The sequence below is a fragment of the Leisingera sp. CC-HEC093 genome, from assembly GCF_059429195.1.
Window position 1 is genome coordinate 144,788 of the sequence record NZ_JCAIJR010000001.1, and the last position, 14,565, is coordinate 159,352.

General features: G+C 63.5%; 16 protein-coding genes. 3 read left to right on the forward strand and 13 right to left on the reverse strand.

Annotation, left to right across the window (positions count from 1 at the left end; genetic code table 11):
* Positions 1-1,128, reverse strand: a complete 1,128-nt coding sequence (ribB, locus tag AC5STB_RS00715; protein WP_495441058.1) for a 3,4-dihydroxy-2-butanone-4-phosphate synthase — start codon at positions 1,126-1,128, stop codon at positions 1-3.
* A 218-nt stretch (positions 1,129-1,346) separates the two neighbouring features.
* Positions 1,347-1,934, reverse strand: coding sequence for a riboflavin synthase (locus AC5STB_RS00720; RefSeq protein WP_495441059.1), 588 nt, complete (start codon positions 1,932-1,934; stop codon positions 1,347-1,349).
* 163 nt (positions 1,935-2,097) lie between these two features.
* Between AC5STB_RS00720 and AC5STB_RS00725 the strand changes: the two genes are divergently transcribed.
* The 3 genes from AC5STB_RS00725 (at position 2,098) to AC5STB_RS00735 (ending at position 6,640) form a co-directional block, all read left to right on the forward strand.
* Positions 2,098-3,390, forward strand: a complete 1,293-nt coding sequence (locus AC5STB_RS00725; protein ID WP_495441060.1) for a capsule polysaccharide biogenesis protein — start codon at positions 2,098-2,100, stop codon at positions 3,388-3,390.
* 95 nt (positions 3,391-3,485) lie between these two features.
* On the forward strand, positions 3,486-4,622 hold the full coding sequence (locus AC5STB_RS00730) for a polysaccharide biosynthesis/export family protein (protein WP_495441061.1): 1,137 nt from the start codon (positions 3,486-3,488) through the stop codon (positions 4,620-4,622).
* Between the two features lie 5 nt (positions 4,623-4,627).
* On the forward strand, positions 4,628-6,640 hold the full coding sequence (locus AC5STB_RS00735; RefSeq protein ID WP_495441062.1) for a capsule polysaccharide biogenesis protein: 2,013 nt from the start codon (positions 4,628-4,630) through the stop codon (positions 6,638-6,640).
* Between the two features lie 34 nt (positions 6,641-6,674).
* On the opposite strand, the gene ribD is transcribed toward AC5STB_RS00735, so the two are convergent.
* The 11 genes from ribD to rpoD form a co-directional block, all read right to left on the reverse strand.
* On the reverse strand, positions 6,675-7,772 hold the full coding sequence (gene ribD / locus AC5STB_RS00740; RefSeq protein ID WP_495441063.1) for a bifunctional diaminohydroxyphosphoribosylaminopyrimidine deaminase/5-amino-6-(5-phosphoribosylamino)uracil reductase RibD: 1,098 nt from the start codon (positions 7,770-7,772) through the stop codon (positions 6,675-6,677).
* Positions 7,772-8,239 carry a transcriptional regulator NrdR gene (nrdR, locus tag AC5STB_RS00745; RefSeq protein WP_019294728.1) on the reverse strand — a complete coding sequence of 156 codons (468 nt, stop codon included), beginning with the start codon at positions 8,237-8,239 and terminating at the stop codon, positions 7,772-7,774. The genes ribD and nrdR overlap by 1 nt, the downstream gene beginning before the upstream one ends.
* Positions 8,240-8,361: 122 nt before the next feature.
* Positions 8,362-8,778: a secondary thiamine-phosphate synthase enzyme YjbQ gene (locus AC5STB_RS00750; RefSeq protein ID WP_495441064.1), complete on the reverse strand. Its 417-nt coding sequence runs from the start codon at positions 8,776-8,778 to the stop codon at positions 8,362-8,364.
* A 61-nt stretch (positions 8,779-8,839) separates the two neighbouring features.
* The gene (locus AC5STB_RS00755) at positions 8,840-9,265 is read right to left on the reverse strand and encodes a hypothetical protein (RefSeq protein WP_495441065.1); all 426 of its coding nucleotides are present in this window, start codon (positions 9,263-9,265) and stop codon (positions 8,840-8,842) included.
* A 48-nt stretch (positions 9,266-9,313) separates the two neighbouring features.
* A complete protein-coding gene (locus AC5STB_RS00760) occupies positions 9,314-9,724 on the reverse strand; it encodes a hypothetical protein (protein ID WP_495441066.1) in 411 nt (136 codons plus the stop codon).
* A 339-nt stretch (positions 9,725-10,063) separates the two neighbouring features.
* Positions 10,064-10,465 carry a hypothetical protein gene (locus AC5STB_RS00765; RefSeq protein ID WP_495441067.1) on the reverse strand — a complete coding sequence of 134 codons (402 nt, stop codon included), beginning with the start codon at positions 10,463-10,465 and terminating at the stop codon, positions 10,064-10,066.
* 106 nt (positions 10,466-10,571) lie between these two features.
* Positions 10,572-10,868 carry a hypothetical protein gene (locus tag AC5STB_RS00770; RefSeq protein ID WP_495441068.1) on the reverse strand — a complete coding sequence of 99 codons (297 nt, stop codon included), beginning with the start codon at positions 10,866-10,868 and terminating at the stop codon, positions 10,572-10,574.
* A gap of 86 nt (positions 10,869-10,954) precedes the next feature.
* Positions 10,955-11,500 carry a DUF4166 domain-containing protein gene (locus AC5STB_RS00775; RefSeq protein ID WP_495441069.1) on the reverse strand — a complete coding sequence of 182 codons (546 nt, stop codon included), beginning with the start codon at positions 11,498-11,500 and terminating at the stop codon, positions 10,955-10,957.
* On the reverse strand, positions 11,497-11,928 hold the full coding sequence (locus AC5STB_RS00780) for a thiol-disulfide oxidoreductase DCC family protein (protein WP_495441070.1): 432 nt from the start codon (positions 11,926-11,928) through the stop codon (positions 11,497-11,499). The genes AC5STB_RS00775 and AC5STB_RS00780 overlap by 4 nt, the downstream gene beginning before the upstream one ends.
* On the reverse strand, positions 11,929-12,480 hold the full coding sequence (locus AC5STB_RS00785) for a hypothetical protein (RefSeq protein WP_495441071.1): 552 nt from the start codon (positions 12,478-12,480) through the stop codon (positions 11,929-11,931).
* Positions 12,481-14,463 carry an RNA polymerase sigma factor RpoD gene (gene rpoD, locus AC5STB_RS00790; protein WP_495441072.1) on the reverse strand — a complete coding sequence of 661 codons (1,983 nt, stop codon included), beginning with the start codon at positions 14,461-14,463 and terminating at the stop codon, positions 12,481-12,483.
* Positions 14,464-14,565 lie beyond the last annotated feature (102 nt).

Sequence of the window (14,565 nt, forward strand, 5' to 3'; positions counted from 1 at the left end):
TCAAGCGTCCTTCAGAATGGGGCGGCTGCCGGTGATGGACAGGCCATAGGCATCCAGCCCGACATATTTGGTAGAGGGCGAGTCGGTCAGCAGGACCAGCTCATGCAGGCCCAGGCTCGACAGGATCTGAGCACCGATACCGGTCTGCTTGATGGTGACCGTGCGCGGACCCTCGTCTTCGTTTGCATAAAGCGCGGTGCGCGGCTGGCGGAACAGGGTCACCACGCCGCGGCCCTCCTCGGCAATGATCTCCATCGAGCGCGGCAGCTGCCGGGCGGACTTGGGGCCGAGGCCCAAGAGGTCGGTCGCCTCATGCAGCGCGTGGGTGCGCACCAGCACCGGCTCCGGCGTGGTGATGTCGCCCTTGATCATCACCACGTGTTCAATGCCGTGGGTCTGGTCGGTGAACAACCGCATTTCCCACTCGCCGCCGAATTCCGAAGTGACGGTCTCGCGCGAGGTTTCCACCACCAGGTTGTCGTTGCGGGCGCGGTAGGTGATCAGGTCGGAAATGGTGCCGATCTTCAGCCCGTGCTTTTGCGCATAGTCCACCAGGTCCGGCAGCCGCGCCATGGTGCCGTCTTCCTTCATGATCTCGCAGATCACCGACGACGGGTAGTGGCCGGCCAGCCGGGCAACGTCGCAGCCTGCCTCAGTGTGGCCTGCGCGGACCAGCACCCCGCCCCGGCGTGCGCGCAGCGGGAAAACATGGCCCGGCGTCGCGATATCGGCGGCGGTCATTTTCGGGTCGATGGCGGTGGCCACGGTCAGCGCCCGGTCAGCGGCAGAGATGCCGGTGGACACCCCCTCGCGCGCTTCGATGGAGACGGTGAAGGCCGTCTCGTGGCGCGACGAGTTGTGCATGGCCATCATCGGCAGGCCCAGTTCTTCGATCCGCTCGGCCGGCATGGTCAGGCAGATCAGGCCGCGGCCGTGGGTCGCCATGAAGTTGATCGCGGCGGCATCAGCGTGCTGCGCCGGGATCACCAGATCGCCCTCGTTCTCGCGGTCCTCGTGGTCCACAAGGATGAACATGCGGCCCTGGCGGGCATCTTCGATGATATCTTCGATCGGGCTGATGGCATCGCGCAATTGCGCCTCAACCGGCCCCGGTGTTTCAAAGCTCATATGGCAGCCTTTCGATGCGCATGGGCAGCACGCCTGGCACTGCGGGTTCTTTCCCTGCCAGATAGCCCAGGCCGGCGGCAAATGCCAGTCCTGCAAACGGCAACCGGACGTCCGGACGCGGCCTGTGCATGCACGCGCAAGACACAGAGGGGCGCTGCCCCTCGGCCCTTCGGGCCTCACCCCGGAGTATTTCGGGGAAGATGAACAGGCCGGCGCGGTCAGCCTGCCTCTTGCAGCCGGGCGACGTAGCGGGCCAGGGTGTCGATCTCCAGATTGATGTGGTCGCCCAGCTTGACGTCCCCCCAGGTGGTGACGTCCTTGGTATGCGGGATGAAGTTAATACCGAAGTCACGGCCGTCCACATCGTTCACCGTCAAAGAGGTGCCGTTCAGCGCAACCGAACCCTTGGGCGCGATGAAGCGTGCCAGCGCCTCCGGCGCGCGGAGGGTGACACGGGTGCTGTCGCCCTCGTCCTGCATGACCACCACTTCGGCGACACCGTCCACATGGCCGGACACGATATGGCCGCCCAGCTCATCGCCCACTTTCAAGGCGCGTTCCAGGTTCACCCGCTTGCCTACCGCCCATTTGTCCAGGTTCGTTTTGGACACCGTCTCTGCCGAGATCTGCACGTCGTACCAATCCTCGCCAATGGCGATCACGGTCAGGCAAACGCCATCCGAAGCAATCGAGGCGCCCAGGTCAATGGTGGCAGTGTCGTAGGCCGTGCGGATGCGGGCGCGCAGATCGCCCTGCTGCTCCAGTTCGGCAATGGTGCCCACATCGGTGATGATGCCAGTAAACATAGGTGCGCTCCCCGCAGGTCATATGTCATTCCTGCCGCAGAGGTAGCCAAGCCGCGCAGCCTTCACAAGCCCTGGCTTGCCTTTGCGGGCGGCGCAGCCATAGTTTCGCCCCAGTCAAATGTTAATCAAATCTTGAAATCAGTTCTGTATAGCAAGCCGTGTGATGCCAAGCCCCCCTTTCAAAGACCGCAGTTTTTTGTTTCTGCAAGGCCCGCACGGGCCGTTCTTTGCAGCGCTTGGCCGGATGCTGCGTGCCGCTGGCTGCCAGGTGGCGCGGGTGGGGTTCAATGCCGGCGACCAGGCGTTCTGGCGCGGCAAGGACAGCTACATCCCCTTTACCGGCAGCCAGCAGGACTGGCCGGAGGTGCTGGCCACGCTGCTGGAGGGCCGAACGGTCACCGATATCGTGCTGTACGGCGACACCCGCCCCATCCACGCCGCCGCGGTCAAGGCAGCCCGCCGGCGCGGCATCGCCGTGCATGTGTTCGAGGAAGGCTATCTGCGGCCTTATTGGGTTACTTACGAGCGCGGCGGCGCCAATGGCCATTCGCGGCTGATGGAAATGACTGTGCCCGAAATGCAGGAAGCGCTGGCGCTCTCGGATATGGAGGCACCGCTGCCCCCTGCACACTGGGGCGACATGCGCCAGCATGTGTTCTATGGCGCGCTGTATCATTGGTTCGTCATGTTCCGGAACCGCAGATACCGTAATTTCCGCCCGCACCGGGCGCTGCCGGTGACCAAGGAATTCCAGCTCTACCTCAAACGTCTGCTGCTGATGCCGGCTCAGGCACTGGAGCGGCGGCTGGCAGAGCGGCGTATCCGCCATGGCGGCTTTCCCTACCATCTGGCGCTGTTGCAGCTGGAGCATGACAGCTCATTTCAAATGCATTCCCCCTTCGCCAGCATGGGCGAATTCCTCGCCGAAGTAATTACTGGCTTTGCCGAAGGCGCACCGCGCCACCACCACCTGGTGATCAAAGCGCATCCGCTGGAAGACGGCCGCGCGCAGGTTCGCCGCACCCTGCGCCGCCTGGCGCAGAAGCACGGGATTGCCGGGCGGGTGCACTACGTGCGCGGCGGCAAGCTGGCGCAGCTGCTGAACGAAGCGCGCAGCGCGGTAACGGTCAATTCCACAGCCGGCCAGCAGGTGCTGTGGCGCGGCATTCCGTTGCGGGTGTTCGGGCGCGCGGTCTACGGCAAGCCGGAGTTCGTGTCGGAGCAGCCGCTGGCCCGGTTCTTTGCCGCCCCTTCCCGCCCTGACAGCCGTGCGTACAAGGACTACCGGCGGTTTCTGCTCGAAACCTCACAAGTGCCCGGCGGCTATTACTCGCGCGAAGGACGCCGCCAGTTGCTGCGCCAGGTCGCCGATATGATGCTGGCGGACGAGGACCCCTATGATGCCCTGCGGCTGGGCACAGCGGCACCGCGGCAACAGTTGCGCCTGGTGACCTGATTGGGATTTCCCCAAACACTGGATTTTTCCCTGCCGGCAGGTTAGGTTGCCGATAAAACTTGAGGCAAACAAAATAAGGTCGAGGAGACCGAGCAGTGAAATCCGTCCCCCTTCGCTGGGCGCGCCCCGTGGCAATGCTGGCGGCATTGACCCTTGCTGCGGCCTGCGGCCTGCCGAAAGTCGGCCCCAACAAGAATCAGATCTTTGCTGGATCCGTGCAGCGTGAAGGCGATGCCTTCATCGTTTCGGTCAATGACCGCGTCGCCCGGGCCACCGCAGTGGTCCCCGCACTTGGCTTTTCTTCCGGCTTTACCTCAGCAGGCAAGCTGACCTCTGACACCATCCGTCCCGGCGACGTGCTGGGTCTGACGGTCTGGGAGAACGTCGATGACGGCCTGCTGGCGGCGGAGGCCACCAACTCCACTGCGCTGGAAGAAGTGCAGGTCGACAGCGCCGGGTATATTTTTGTGCCCTACGCAGGCCGCCTGCGTGCCTCGGGCAACACGCCCGAGCAGCTGCGCGAGACCATCACCAGCAAGCTCGAAGACCAGACCCCGGACCCGCAGGTGCAGGTGCGCCGCCTGGCGGGCAATGGCGCCAGCGTCAGCCTGACCGGCGCGGTGGGCGCACAGGGAATCTATCCGATCGAACGCCCGACCCGGACGCTGTCAGCGATGCTGGCCCAGGCCGGCGGTGTCACCATCCAGCCGGAGATTGCCCAGGTCAGCGTGATCCGCGGCAGCCAGAAGGGCAAGATCTGGTTCCAGGATTTGTTTGACCATCCCGAGCTGGACGTTGCCCTGCGCGGCGGCGACCGCATCCTGGTCGAAGAAGACACCCGTTCCTTTACTGCCCTTGGCGCAACCTCCGCCCAGGCGCGGGTGCCGTTCGAAAGCCAGGACCTGTCGGCGCTGGAGGCAATCGCTCAGGTAGGCGGGCTGATCTCCACAGCCGCCGACCCGACCGGCGTGTTCGTGCTGCGCAACGAACCGGCTGCGATCGCAAACCATGTGCTGGGCCGCGACGACCTGATCGGCGCCCAGCGCATGGTCTATGTGCTGAACCTGACGCAGCCGAACGGGCTGTTCATGGCCCGCGACTTTGTGATCCGCGACGACGACACGCTTTATGTGACTGAAGCGCCCTATGCCCAGTGGACCAAGACCATCTCGCTGCTGCTGGCCCCGGTGGGATCGCTGGCCAGCACCTCGACCGCACTCAGCGGCAGCTAAACAGGATGAGCCTGAATGCAGGCCGCCACGAAGCCGGGATCAAAGCGTCCCGGCTTTTTGTTTACAACGGCGGCTTCCTGACCCAGCGCCGGGTGCGGCGGATTCTGGAATTGTCTGGTTATAACATCCGCCTGGGGCTGCCGCTGGCGGAGGATCTGGTGGGCATCTGGGGGGCCTCCCCCACCGCGCACCGCGGCCTGTCTGTGGCAGAGAAGCGCGGCTGCGGACTGCTGCGGGTGGAAGACGCGTTCCTGCGCTCACTTCACCCCGGCCGTGCGGGCGAGCCGCCCATAGGACTGTTGCTGGACCGTGCAGGGGTGCATTTTGATGCCGCCGCACCTTCGGATCTGGAACAGATTCTGGCCAGCCATCCGCTGGATGATGCACATCTTCTGCAGCGCGCGCGCGACGCCATCACCCGCGTGAAAGAGGCGCATCTCAGCAAGTACAACGCCTTTGATCCTGAAACACCGGTGCCGGAGCCCGGGTACGTGCTGGTGGCGGACCAGGCCCGGGACGATGCCTCTGTCACCGCGTCGCGCGCAGACCGGGCGCGGTTTCTGGAGATGCTGGCCTTTGCCCAAGAAGAGCACCCCGGCGCCCGCGTTCTGATCAAGACCCACCCCGAGACGCTGCGCGGCTACCGGGCGGGGTATTACGGTTCCAGCGACGCTCAAGGGCGGGCGGAGATGTTCACCGGCACCGTGTCCCCCTGGGCGCTGCTGGAGGGCGCGGTGGGAGTCTATACTGTCTCCTCGCAACTGGGGTTTGAGGCGATCCTGGCCGGCCACAAGCCGCGGGTTTTCGGGCAGCCGTTTTATGCCGGCTGGGGGTTGAGCATCGACGATGCCGCCCCGCCCCGGCGCCAGCGGCAGCTGACCCGGGCACAGCTGTTTGCCGCCGCGATGATCCTTTACCCGAAATGGTATGACCCCTTCCGCGATGAGCTGTGCAAGCTGGAAACCGTGCTGGACAATCTGGAGGCCAAGGCCCGGGCTTGGCGTGAGGACCACGACGGCTGGGCCGCCTCTGGCATGCGGATGTGGAAGCGCAAGCCGCTGCAGAAATTCTTTGGTTCGGAAAAGCGGATTCAGTTCACCGAAGATCCTGCCAAGGCGCAGGCAGGCGGGCGCAACTGGATGGTCTGGGCAGGCAGGGCCGCAGACACCCACGCCGGTGCGGTGCGGGTGGAGGACGGGTTCCTGCGCTCCCGCGGGCTGGGAGCGGAACTGGTGCCGCCGCTGTCGCTGGTCACTGACCGGCGCGGGATCTACTACGATCCGCGCCAGCCCTCGGATCTTGATGCGCTGATTGCAAGCCGTGCGGAGCTGACCCAGGCACAGGCGCTGCGGGCCGAAAGGCTGGTGCAGTCCCTGATCCGGGACCATGTGTCGAAATACAATCTCGGCGGCACGGTACCTGAACTGCCTGAAGGCCGGCGGATTCTGGTGCCGGGCCAGGTGGAGGATGATGCCTCGATCCTTTGCGGTGCAGGACCGGTCCGGACAAATCTGGACCTCCTGCGCACGGCGCGCGAGGCCAACCCGGACGCGGTGATCATCTACAAACCGCATCCCGATGTGGAGGCAGGCCTGCGGGCCGGGCAAATCGAAACCGGAGGGCTCGCAGATGTTGTGGCGGCGCATGCGGATCCGATGGCCCTGCTGGGCACTGCGCAGGAAGTCTGGACAATGACATCACTGTTGGGGTTCGAGGCGCTGCTGCGCGGGGTCAAGGTCACCACGCTTGGCATGCCCTTCTACGCCGGCTGGGGGCTGACCCGCGATCTGGCGCCAGTACCGTCCTGGCGGCAGACGCAGGTGCCGTTTCTGGGCCTGGCCCATGCAGCCCTGATCGATTATCCCCGCTATTTTGACCCGGTCACCGGCCAGCCCTGCCCGGTAGAAGTCGCGGTGATGCGGCTGCGTGAGGGCCGCCTGCCGCATCCGGGCCTTGGTAACCGGCTGCTGTCCAAGCTGCAGGGGCTTTCTGCCACTTACACCCATCTCTGGCGCTGACGGGTGCCTGTTTCAACCCCAGTGACGTAGCGGCCTAGCGCAGCGCGCGGGTCCAGCGGTGCAGGATATCTTTACCGGCCGGGCGGATCTCGACCAGCTCAAAACGCGGCGCCTCCTCCAGGCGGCCGATGCCCAGTGCGCCGATCGATGGCAGCCCCTCAGCACCGATGCCCAGACCAGCGGTGAAGCCGATCAGCTCGTCCACCAGATCAAACGCCAAAAGCGAGGCCGCCAGGGCGCTGCCGCCCTCGCAGAACACCCGTGTAAGCCCTGCCTGGCCCAGCTGCTGCAGCACATCGCCCGTGTCCAGCTGCACCCCGTGCGACGCGCAGGGGATCAGCCTGGCACCCAGCCCTTCCCAAGCCCGGATGCGTTCCTGGTCAGCCCCGTGGCCGTGGCACAACCAGACCGGGATATCCTTGGCGGTGCGGGCAAGCCGGCCCATCAGCGGCAAGTCCAGATGGCGAGAGATCACCACCCGCACCGGCTGCCGATCTACTCCCAGGTCGCGTACAGTGAGTGCTGGATCATCCGCCCGCGCGGTGCCGCCGCCGACCATCACCGCGTCATGGCGGGCGCGCATTGCGTGCACGGCGCGGCGCGCCTCCGGCCCGGTGATCCACTTGCTTTGTCCCGATCCGGTGGCAATGCGCCCGTCAAAACTGCTGGCCAGCTTCAGCGTCACCAGCGGGCGGCCCTGTTCCGTCTTGAGAAAGAACCCGGCATGGTCGCGCGCCGCCTGAGCGCCCCAGATGCCGGTGTCCACCCGGATGCCTGCCTCCCGCAGCATCCGGATACCCTGGCCGGATACCCGCGGATCGCTGTCCCCTATGGCAGCCACAACCCGTGCCACCCCGGCATCGATCAAAGCCTGGGCGCACGGCGGCGTTTCCCCCTGGTGCGCGCAAGGCTCCAGCGTGACGTAAGCTGTGGCACCGCGGGCGGCTTCACCGGCCTGCGCCAGCGCTTCGGTTTCCGCGTGCGGACGGCCGCCTGGCTTGGTCCAGCCGCGGCCGACCACACGGCAGCCTTGCACGATGACACAACCCACAGCCGGGTTCGGCCAGCAATTGCCCTGGCCGCGCCGCCCCAGAGACAGCGCCAGCGCCATGAAACGGTGGTCTGTGTCCATTATTCTTCTGGCGCCACCGGCGGGCGCAGCTCGTGAACGAAATCCTCGAAGTCATCTGCCGCTTGGAAATTCTTGTACACGCTCGCAAAGCGCACATAGGCAACGGTGTCGATCCGGGCCAGCGCCTCCATCACGATCTCGCCGATTTTTTTGGACGGAATGTCAGTCTCGCCCATGCTTTCCAGCCGCCGCACAATGCCGGAAATCATCTGATCGATACGCTCTGGCTCAATCGGGCGTTTCTGCATCGAGATGCGGATTGAGCGCTCCAGCTTGTCGCGGTCGAAATCCTCGCGCTTGCCATTGGTTTTGATCACAACCAGATCGCGCAGCTGCACCCGTTCATAAGTGGTGAAACGGCCGCCGCAGGCCGGGCAAAACCGGCGCCGCCGGATCGAAACATGATCCTCGGCAGGGCGTGAATCCTTGACCTGGGTGTCGATATTTCCGCAAAATGGGCAGCGCATCCGCCTGCTCCCTCAATCCTGTCAGCCTGTTTATTGTGCCGGCATTTCCCCGGTTATCCACAACTATAGGCCACCCTCCAGAATTTGGGTAGAGGGGATTTTCAGCCGCTAGATAAAGAGGTTCAGGCCAGGTGCCCTGCCACCCGGCGCTGATGCGGAGCATCGCGATGCTCGAACAGATAGATCCCCTGCCAGGTCCCCAGCACCGGCGCGCCGCGGCGGACCGGAACGGACAGGCTGACCGGCATCATCGCGGCCTTGATATGCGCGGGCATATCGTCCGGCCCCTCGTAGGTGTGGCGCAGATAGGCCATCGAAGGATCGGATGAGGGGGGCACCAGGCGGGCAAAAAAAGCGCGGAGGTCGCTCTGCACTTCAGGGTCGGCATTTTCCTGGATCAGCAGGGAACAGGACGTATGCCGGACAAACAATGTCAGCAGCCCGTCCTGCAGGCCGCTGTCGGCCACCCAGGCCCGCACATCGCGGGTGAACTCATAAAGCCCCTGGCCGCGCGTCGGAATGGTGAACTCAATGTGCATACGGCAGTTCTGGCGGAAACGCCCCGCGCTGGCAACCCGCGCCCCGCAGCCGCTGCCCCTGCTATGGCAGGAAGCGGTCGCGGCCGGGCAGCCGGTCGAAGCAGTAATTCTGCGCCGAGGTCACCCGCAGGCTGTCGCCCGCCTCGCGCACATTCAGCGACAGGCTGCCAGAGCGGTCAGGCACCCCCGGCGGCAGGCCAAAGGCAAATTGAACCGCCTTGCGCCCGGGCCGGTTCACAGACGCCCCCTCGCCGCGCCAGACGTAAATCCGCTGGTTTGCAGGCGCCCGCAACTGGCGAAGGGCAAAGTCGGCAATGCTGCACCAGTAATCCTGCGCGCCGGACCGGCTCCGGGCCACCACTTCCCAAACGCCTTCGGACACCGGCAGAACCTCATTCCGGTTTACCGCGCGCCAAGCGGAAGCAGGCACTGGAAGGGACAACACCAACGCCAGCACCCCCGGCAGCCACAGTTTCTTGCTGGTCATCTCAACCTCCTCTTCCGCAGTTCCGGAATGGCCGCGGTGCTGAAAAATTCACGGCCGCCCGATCGGCTCAAAGCAATAATCAAATGCTCTCTGAACACTCATGGTATCACCAGACTGCAGACTGTTAACAGACCCGTATCCGCCAATCGGGGCCGCTGCGGCCAGATTTGCTTCCAGCGTGAACTGGACCGCAGAACGGCGGCCGGTGGTTTGGCTGGGTCCCAGCCCGCGGGAAATGTGCAATCTGGCGCTCCACGGTGCCCTCAGCACGCGATGGGCGTAATCCGCAGCACCGCACCAGAACAGAATTCCATTGCCGGTTCTGGGGATGACTTCGAAAACGCCGTCAGATACCGGATTGACGCGGATGCTGTGACGGCTGGCATTGGCCTCCAGTCCGGCAGGGAAGGCCATGACGAGCGACATGGCGGCGATGGCAGCGGCGGCAATTGGTTTCATAGCGTTTCCCTTTCGAAGACCGAGGCACGACCGGTGCACCCCGCCTCTAGGATAGGAAGAATTGAAACACGGGCCATTCACACTGCTGTGCGGCATTGGCGCGGTCAATACCCGCAGCGCCTCTCCGGTAGCGGCACAGGCTTGCAGGTCAGAAAAATGTTATCTTTAAGTCGCATGGCGGCCAATAGCCGGGGAACATCACCCTTCAATCAGTGCGGAAATCAGGCCTTGAGCGCGTCAGGCCGGCCACCATCGCGATGCGGCCGGCCCGGGCAAACACCTCACCGTGGCCATTTGTGACCGCATGGCTGCGGCCAGGCGCTGACCGCGGGCCTGCTGTCAAAGCGGCGATGCCTGCGAGCAGTAGCCATAGCCCTGCTGCACCGACAAACTGTCGCCAGGCCGGAAACCCAAGGACAACCAGCCGACCCGGCCGGGCACTCCCGCCTGCTCAGGGTAAAGCGTGAACTGCACCGAGGAACGGCGCCCGGTTGTCACACTGACATCGCGGCCGCGCACAACATAATAGCGATCGGTCCAATTCGCACCCAGAACGCGGCGGGCGTATTCAGCAGCGGCGCACCAGTATTCCCAGGTGCCGCCGGACCGCCCCGGCACCACCTCAAAAACAATGTCGTTGACCGGCAGCACACGCACGCCACGGTTCGCTATGAAGGTATCAGCCGCTGCCGGCAAGGCAGTGGCACAGGCCAGGACGGCGGCAGTAACGAGGTTTCTCATGCGGAAATATCCCTTTGCTGAAGCCAGCATAGGGAGTGGCGCAACAGCCTCCAAGAGGCGTTCTTAACGCTGGCCCCGGCCTCTCGCAAAAGTGTGCCGGGCTGGTTCAGGCGCGAACAGGAAACGGGATGATTTCGGCGCTATCCGCTTGGCTGCCCAGTACTTCCTCCAAGATGGCCAGCACGGCCGCGTCAGGTGCGGTCCCGGTATCCGGGTGAAACTGCGCCCGGGCCTGGCGGCGCAGCATGTCCCTGGTACGGCTGCCGCTCATCTGCTTCAGCGTGCGCTCTTGCCTGGTCATTGCCTCGACCATGAAGCGGTTGGCGCGTGTCAGACGGTTCAGCTCTTCGAGCTTTTGTGTCAGGGCATCCAGCGCCCGGGTCAGATCGGCATCTTCAGACATATTCTCCCCCCCCCCGGAAGTCCCATGCGGATACGTCCAAACTATGGGGCGCACTGCGGGCAAACAACGGCAGGGTTAGCAAATGGTTAACGCTTCAGGTTCAGTTCCGGCAATGCGATGTGGCCGGTGTACCGCACCAGCAGGCCGATGCGCGGCAGGCTGGCAGAGATGTCAAACCCCAGATGCCCCTGCGGGGTCTCAAATTCCATTGCTGCGCTTTCAGGGCGCAGCGCGCGCGGCAACGGCAGCCCGAAAAGGCGCGCCTGTTCGACCGCAACCACCAGCGCCCCCTGCTGCACCGTGGCGGAAAGTTCCAGCTCTACCGGCCCGAAGCGTTCTACTGCCCTGCCCCTGCGCGGATCGAACTGCAGGCGGGACCGGGTTTGGCGCCTGCCAAAGCAGCGGAGCCAGACGTGACCTTTGCCCTGCTGCGCGACATCCAGCCGGAACCGGGTCTGCGCCATCGGCGGCGGGAAACCTGCGAGCCCTGCAAGCAACCGTGCCCAGCGGTTGCCGCCTTCAACCTTGACCACGCCAAAGCTGCGCTCCGGCGGCGCGCTGTGAAACCGCATAAGTGCCGGCGGCACCTGCAGCTTGTGCAGGGCAATGATTTCACCGAAGGCATCCCTCATGCGCCATAGCCCCCGCTGGCAAAGCGGGCACGGACTTCCGGGCCGGGCATGAGACAGCTGTCATGGCGCCCGAACAGACGGTAGCGGTTGCGTGCGATGCTGAAATAGAGCGCATCCTTAAGCCCGCCCGGCAGAAACCGGCACAGTGACAGCACCGGCCAGGGCCACTGCAACGCCCGCATCGCCGCCGCAAAGGCATCAAGCCGCTGATGGGGGCGGCCATCGATAATCACCAGATTGGTTTCAAAGTCATCTGCGGGCAGTCCAAGCTCCCGGTAAAGTTTCTGGCCCAGCGGCGATTGCGCCGTGGCAAAGACAAACCGCCCCGCCCGGTCATGCCGCAGCATGAAGCGGAAGAAGCCGGAACACAGCACGCATTCGCCGTCGAAGACGATGAGGTCGCAATAGTCGCATTGACCAACAGGCATCTATTTTGAGTTGCTCCCTCGTTTGCCGAAAAGCGGCCTTAGCTCATCTGCAATACTGTCTTCGATTACTTGCAGGACCATTGAGCCAAATTGATCTTGAGATGTGCCTTTCACAGCTTCAGGCAAATCGTACCGGCGCAAATGAATTCGGCAATCCCACTTGTACCAGCATCCCATTTTCAGAGAATAGGTTTGGCTATTGGGATTATCGGAAAGGTGCTGCCGTAATCTGGCACCGATCCCCGGCCGCCGTTTGCTGCCAACATATAGAAACCGAGACTCTCCCCCGTTTGGCCGAGCCAGACTGCGCGGGCCATCCTCTATGCCCGTTCTTTTTGCCGGGTAAGCTTCCAGAATCTCTTGAGAGCTAACTTGTCCAAAGCTCTCAATCACATAGAGCCAGTTACCGCCCTGGAAACGAGGCAAGTTATCCCGAGTTTCCTCAACGCCACTTGGACCTATGGACAATTCTTCCGAGACTTTGGCGGCATTGGAAAACGAAATGGCCGCGCTTAATGCGCGGCCATAACAGTCAGGGTCGGGCCAGATCACTTACTGATCCAGGAAGCTGCGCAGCTTGCGGCTGCGGCTGGGGTGTTTCAGCTTCCTCAGCGCCTTGGCCTCGATCTGGCGGATCCGTTCGCGGGTCACGCTGAACTGCTGGCCGACCTCCTCCAGCGTGTGGTCGGTATTCATGCCGATGCCGAAACGCATCCGCAGAACCCGTTCCTCGCGCGGGGTGAGCGAGGCCAGGACCCGGGTGGTGGTTTCCTTGAGGTTTTCCTGAATGGCGCTGTCCAAGGGCAGCACGGCATTCTTGTCCTCGATGAAATCACCCAGCTGCGAGTCTTCCTCGTCCCCGATAGGGGTCTCCAGCGAGATCGGCTCCTTGGCGATTTTCATCACCTTGCGGACCTTCTCCAGCGGCATTTGAAGCTTGTCGGCCAGTTCTTCCGGGGTCGGCTCGCGGCCGATCTCGTGCAGCATCTGGCGGCCAGTGCGGACCAGCTTGTTGATGGTCTCGATCATATGGACCGGGATCCGGATGGTACGGGCCTGATCGGCAATCGAGCGGGTGATGGCCTGGCGGATCCACCAGGTCGCATAGGTCGAGAACTTATAGCCGCGGCGGTATTCGAACTTGTCCACCGCTTTCATCAGGCCAATGTTGCCCTCCTGGATCAGGTCCAGGAACTGCAGGCCGCGGTTGGTGTATTTCTTGGCGATGGAAATCACCAGGCGGAGGTTGGCCTCGACCATTTCCTTTTTGGCCTGGCGGGCTTCCTTCTCGCCTTTCTGGACCTGCTGCACAATGCGGCGGAATTCAGAGATATCCAGACCGACATACTGGCCCACCTGGGCCATATCTGCGCGCAGTTCCTCGACCTTGTCAGTGGAGCGTTCGATGAACATCTGCCAGCCCCGGCCCGGCTTTTCGCCCATCTCGGCCAGCCAGTTCGGGTCCAGCTCGCGGCCGCGGTAGGCGTCGACGAACTCGCGGCGGTTGATGCGCGCCTGGTCGGCCAGCTTCACCATCGAACTGTCGATCTGCATGACGCGGCGGTTGATGCCATAGAGCTGGTCAATCAGCGCCTCAATACGGTTGTTGTGCAGGTGGAGGCCGTTCACCAGTTCAACGATTTCGGACCGCAGGGACTGATAGCGCGCTTCGTCGTCTGTGCTGAAGGAGCCGTCCTCGTTCAGGGTTGCCGAAATCCGGCTGTCCTGCATTTCACTGAGTTCGGCGAAGTCGGTGGAGATCCGCTCCAGCGTGACCAGAACCCGATCCTTGAGCGCAGCCTCCATCGCAGCCAGCGACATGTTGGCCTGATCGTCCTCGTCATCATCATCATCGCTGGCAATCGGATTTCCGTCCGCATCCAGTTCCGGACCGTCCTCCTTGGCCGGCTTGGCTGCTGCAACAGCGGAAGTGTCGACGACCGGCTCTTCCTCGCCATCCTCGTCCAGCTGGTTGCCAAAGGTGGCCTCCAGGTCGATGACGTCGCGCAGCAGGATGTCCTCGGACAGAAGTTCGTCGTGCCAGATGGTGATCGCCTGGAAGGTCAGCGGGCTTTCACAGAGGCCAGCGATCATGGTGTTGCGGCCCGCCTCGATGCGTTTCGCAATCGCGATCTCGCCTTCGCGGCTCAGCAGCTCAACCGAACCCATCTCGCGCAGGTACATGCGCACCGGGTCGTCGGTGCGGTCCAGCTTCTCGGTCTGGGCGCCGGCCAGCGCAACCTCGCGCGGGCCTTCGGTGGTCACAAGGTCCGTGGTGCCCTTGTTCTCTTCTTCCTCGGCCTCTTCGTCCTCGATGATGTTGATGCCCATTTCGCTGAGCATCGACATCACGTCTTCGATCTGTTCCGAGCTGACCTGATCCGGCGGCAGAACCTGATTGAGCTGATCGTAGGTGATGTAGCCTTTTTCGCGGGCTTCCGCGATCATCTTCTTGACCTGAGCCTGGCTCATGTCGAGGGAGATTTCGGCGTCCTGATCGTCAGGTTTGCGGTCGTCGGTGTCTTTGGCGGCCATTCATTGCTCCTACTCAGGGGCTGCGGGGCGGTTCGAATCACGCGAATCATTAGCGCGATCATCTGATTCGTCACCCCGTTTACCCAATTTTCCTGTGCTCTT

Coding starts and splice junctions, on each gene's coding strand:
- AC5STB_RS00765 (WP_495441067.1), bottom strand. CDS start 10,465: ATGAGAAACCTCGTTACTGCCGCCGTCCTGGCCTGTGCCACTGCCTTG.
- ribD (WP_495441063.1), bottom strand. CDS start 7,772: ATGGACACAGACCACCGTTTCATGGCGCTGGCGCTGTCTCTGGGGCGG.
- AC5STB_RS00780 (WP_495441070.1), bottom strand. CDS start 11,928: ATGCCTGTTGGTCAATGCGACTATTGCGACCTCATCGTCTTCGACGGC.
- AC5STB_RS00725 (WP_495441060.1), top strand. CDS start 2,098: ATGCCAAGCCCCCCTTTCAAAGACCGCAGTTTTTTGTTTCTGCAAGGC.
- AC5STB_RS00775 (WP_495441069.1), bottom strand. CDS start 11,500: ATGAGGGATGCCTTCGGTGAAATCATTGCCCTGCACAAGCTGCAGGTG.
- AC5STB_RS00750 (WP_495441064.1), bottom strand. CDS start 8,778: ATGCACATTGAGTTCACCATTCCGACGCGCGGCCAGGGGCTTTATGAG.
- AC5STB_RS00755 (WP_495441065.1), bottom strand. CDS start 9,265: ATGACCAGCAAGAAACTGTGGCTGCCGGGGGTGCTGGCGTTGGTGTTG.
- AC5STB_RS00720 (WP_495441059.1), bottom strand. CDS start 1,934: ATGTTTACTGGCATCATCACCGATGTGGGCACCATTGCCGAACTGGAG.
- AC5STB_RS00735 (WP_495441062.1), top strand. CDS start 4,628: ATGAGCCTGAATGCAGGCCGCCACGAAGCCGGGATCAAAGCGTCCCGG.
- nrdR (WP_019294728.1), bottom strand. CDS start 8,239: ATGCGCTGCCCATTTTGCGGAAATATCGACACCCAGGTCAAGGATTCA.
- AC5STB_RS00770 (WP_495441068.1), bottom strand. CDS start 10,868: ATGTCTGAAGATGCCGATCTGACCCGGGCGCTGGATGCCCTGACACAA.
- AC5STB_RS00760 (WP_495441066.1), bottom strand. CDS start 9,724: ATGAAACCAATTGCCGCCGCTGCCATCGCCGCCATGTCGCTCGTCATG.
- rpoD (WP_495441072.1), bottom strand. CDS start 14,463: ATGGCCGCCAAAGACACCGACGACCGCAAACCTGACGATCAGGACGCC.
- ribB (WP_495441058.1), bottom strand. CDS start 1,128: ATGAGCTTTGAAACACCGGGGCCGGTTGAGGCGCAATTGCGCGATGCC.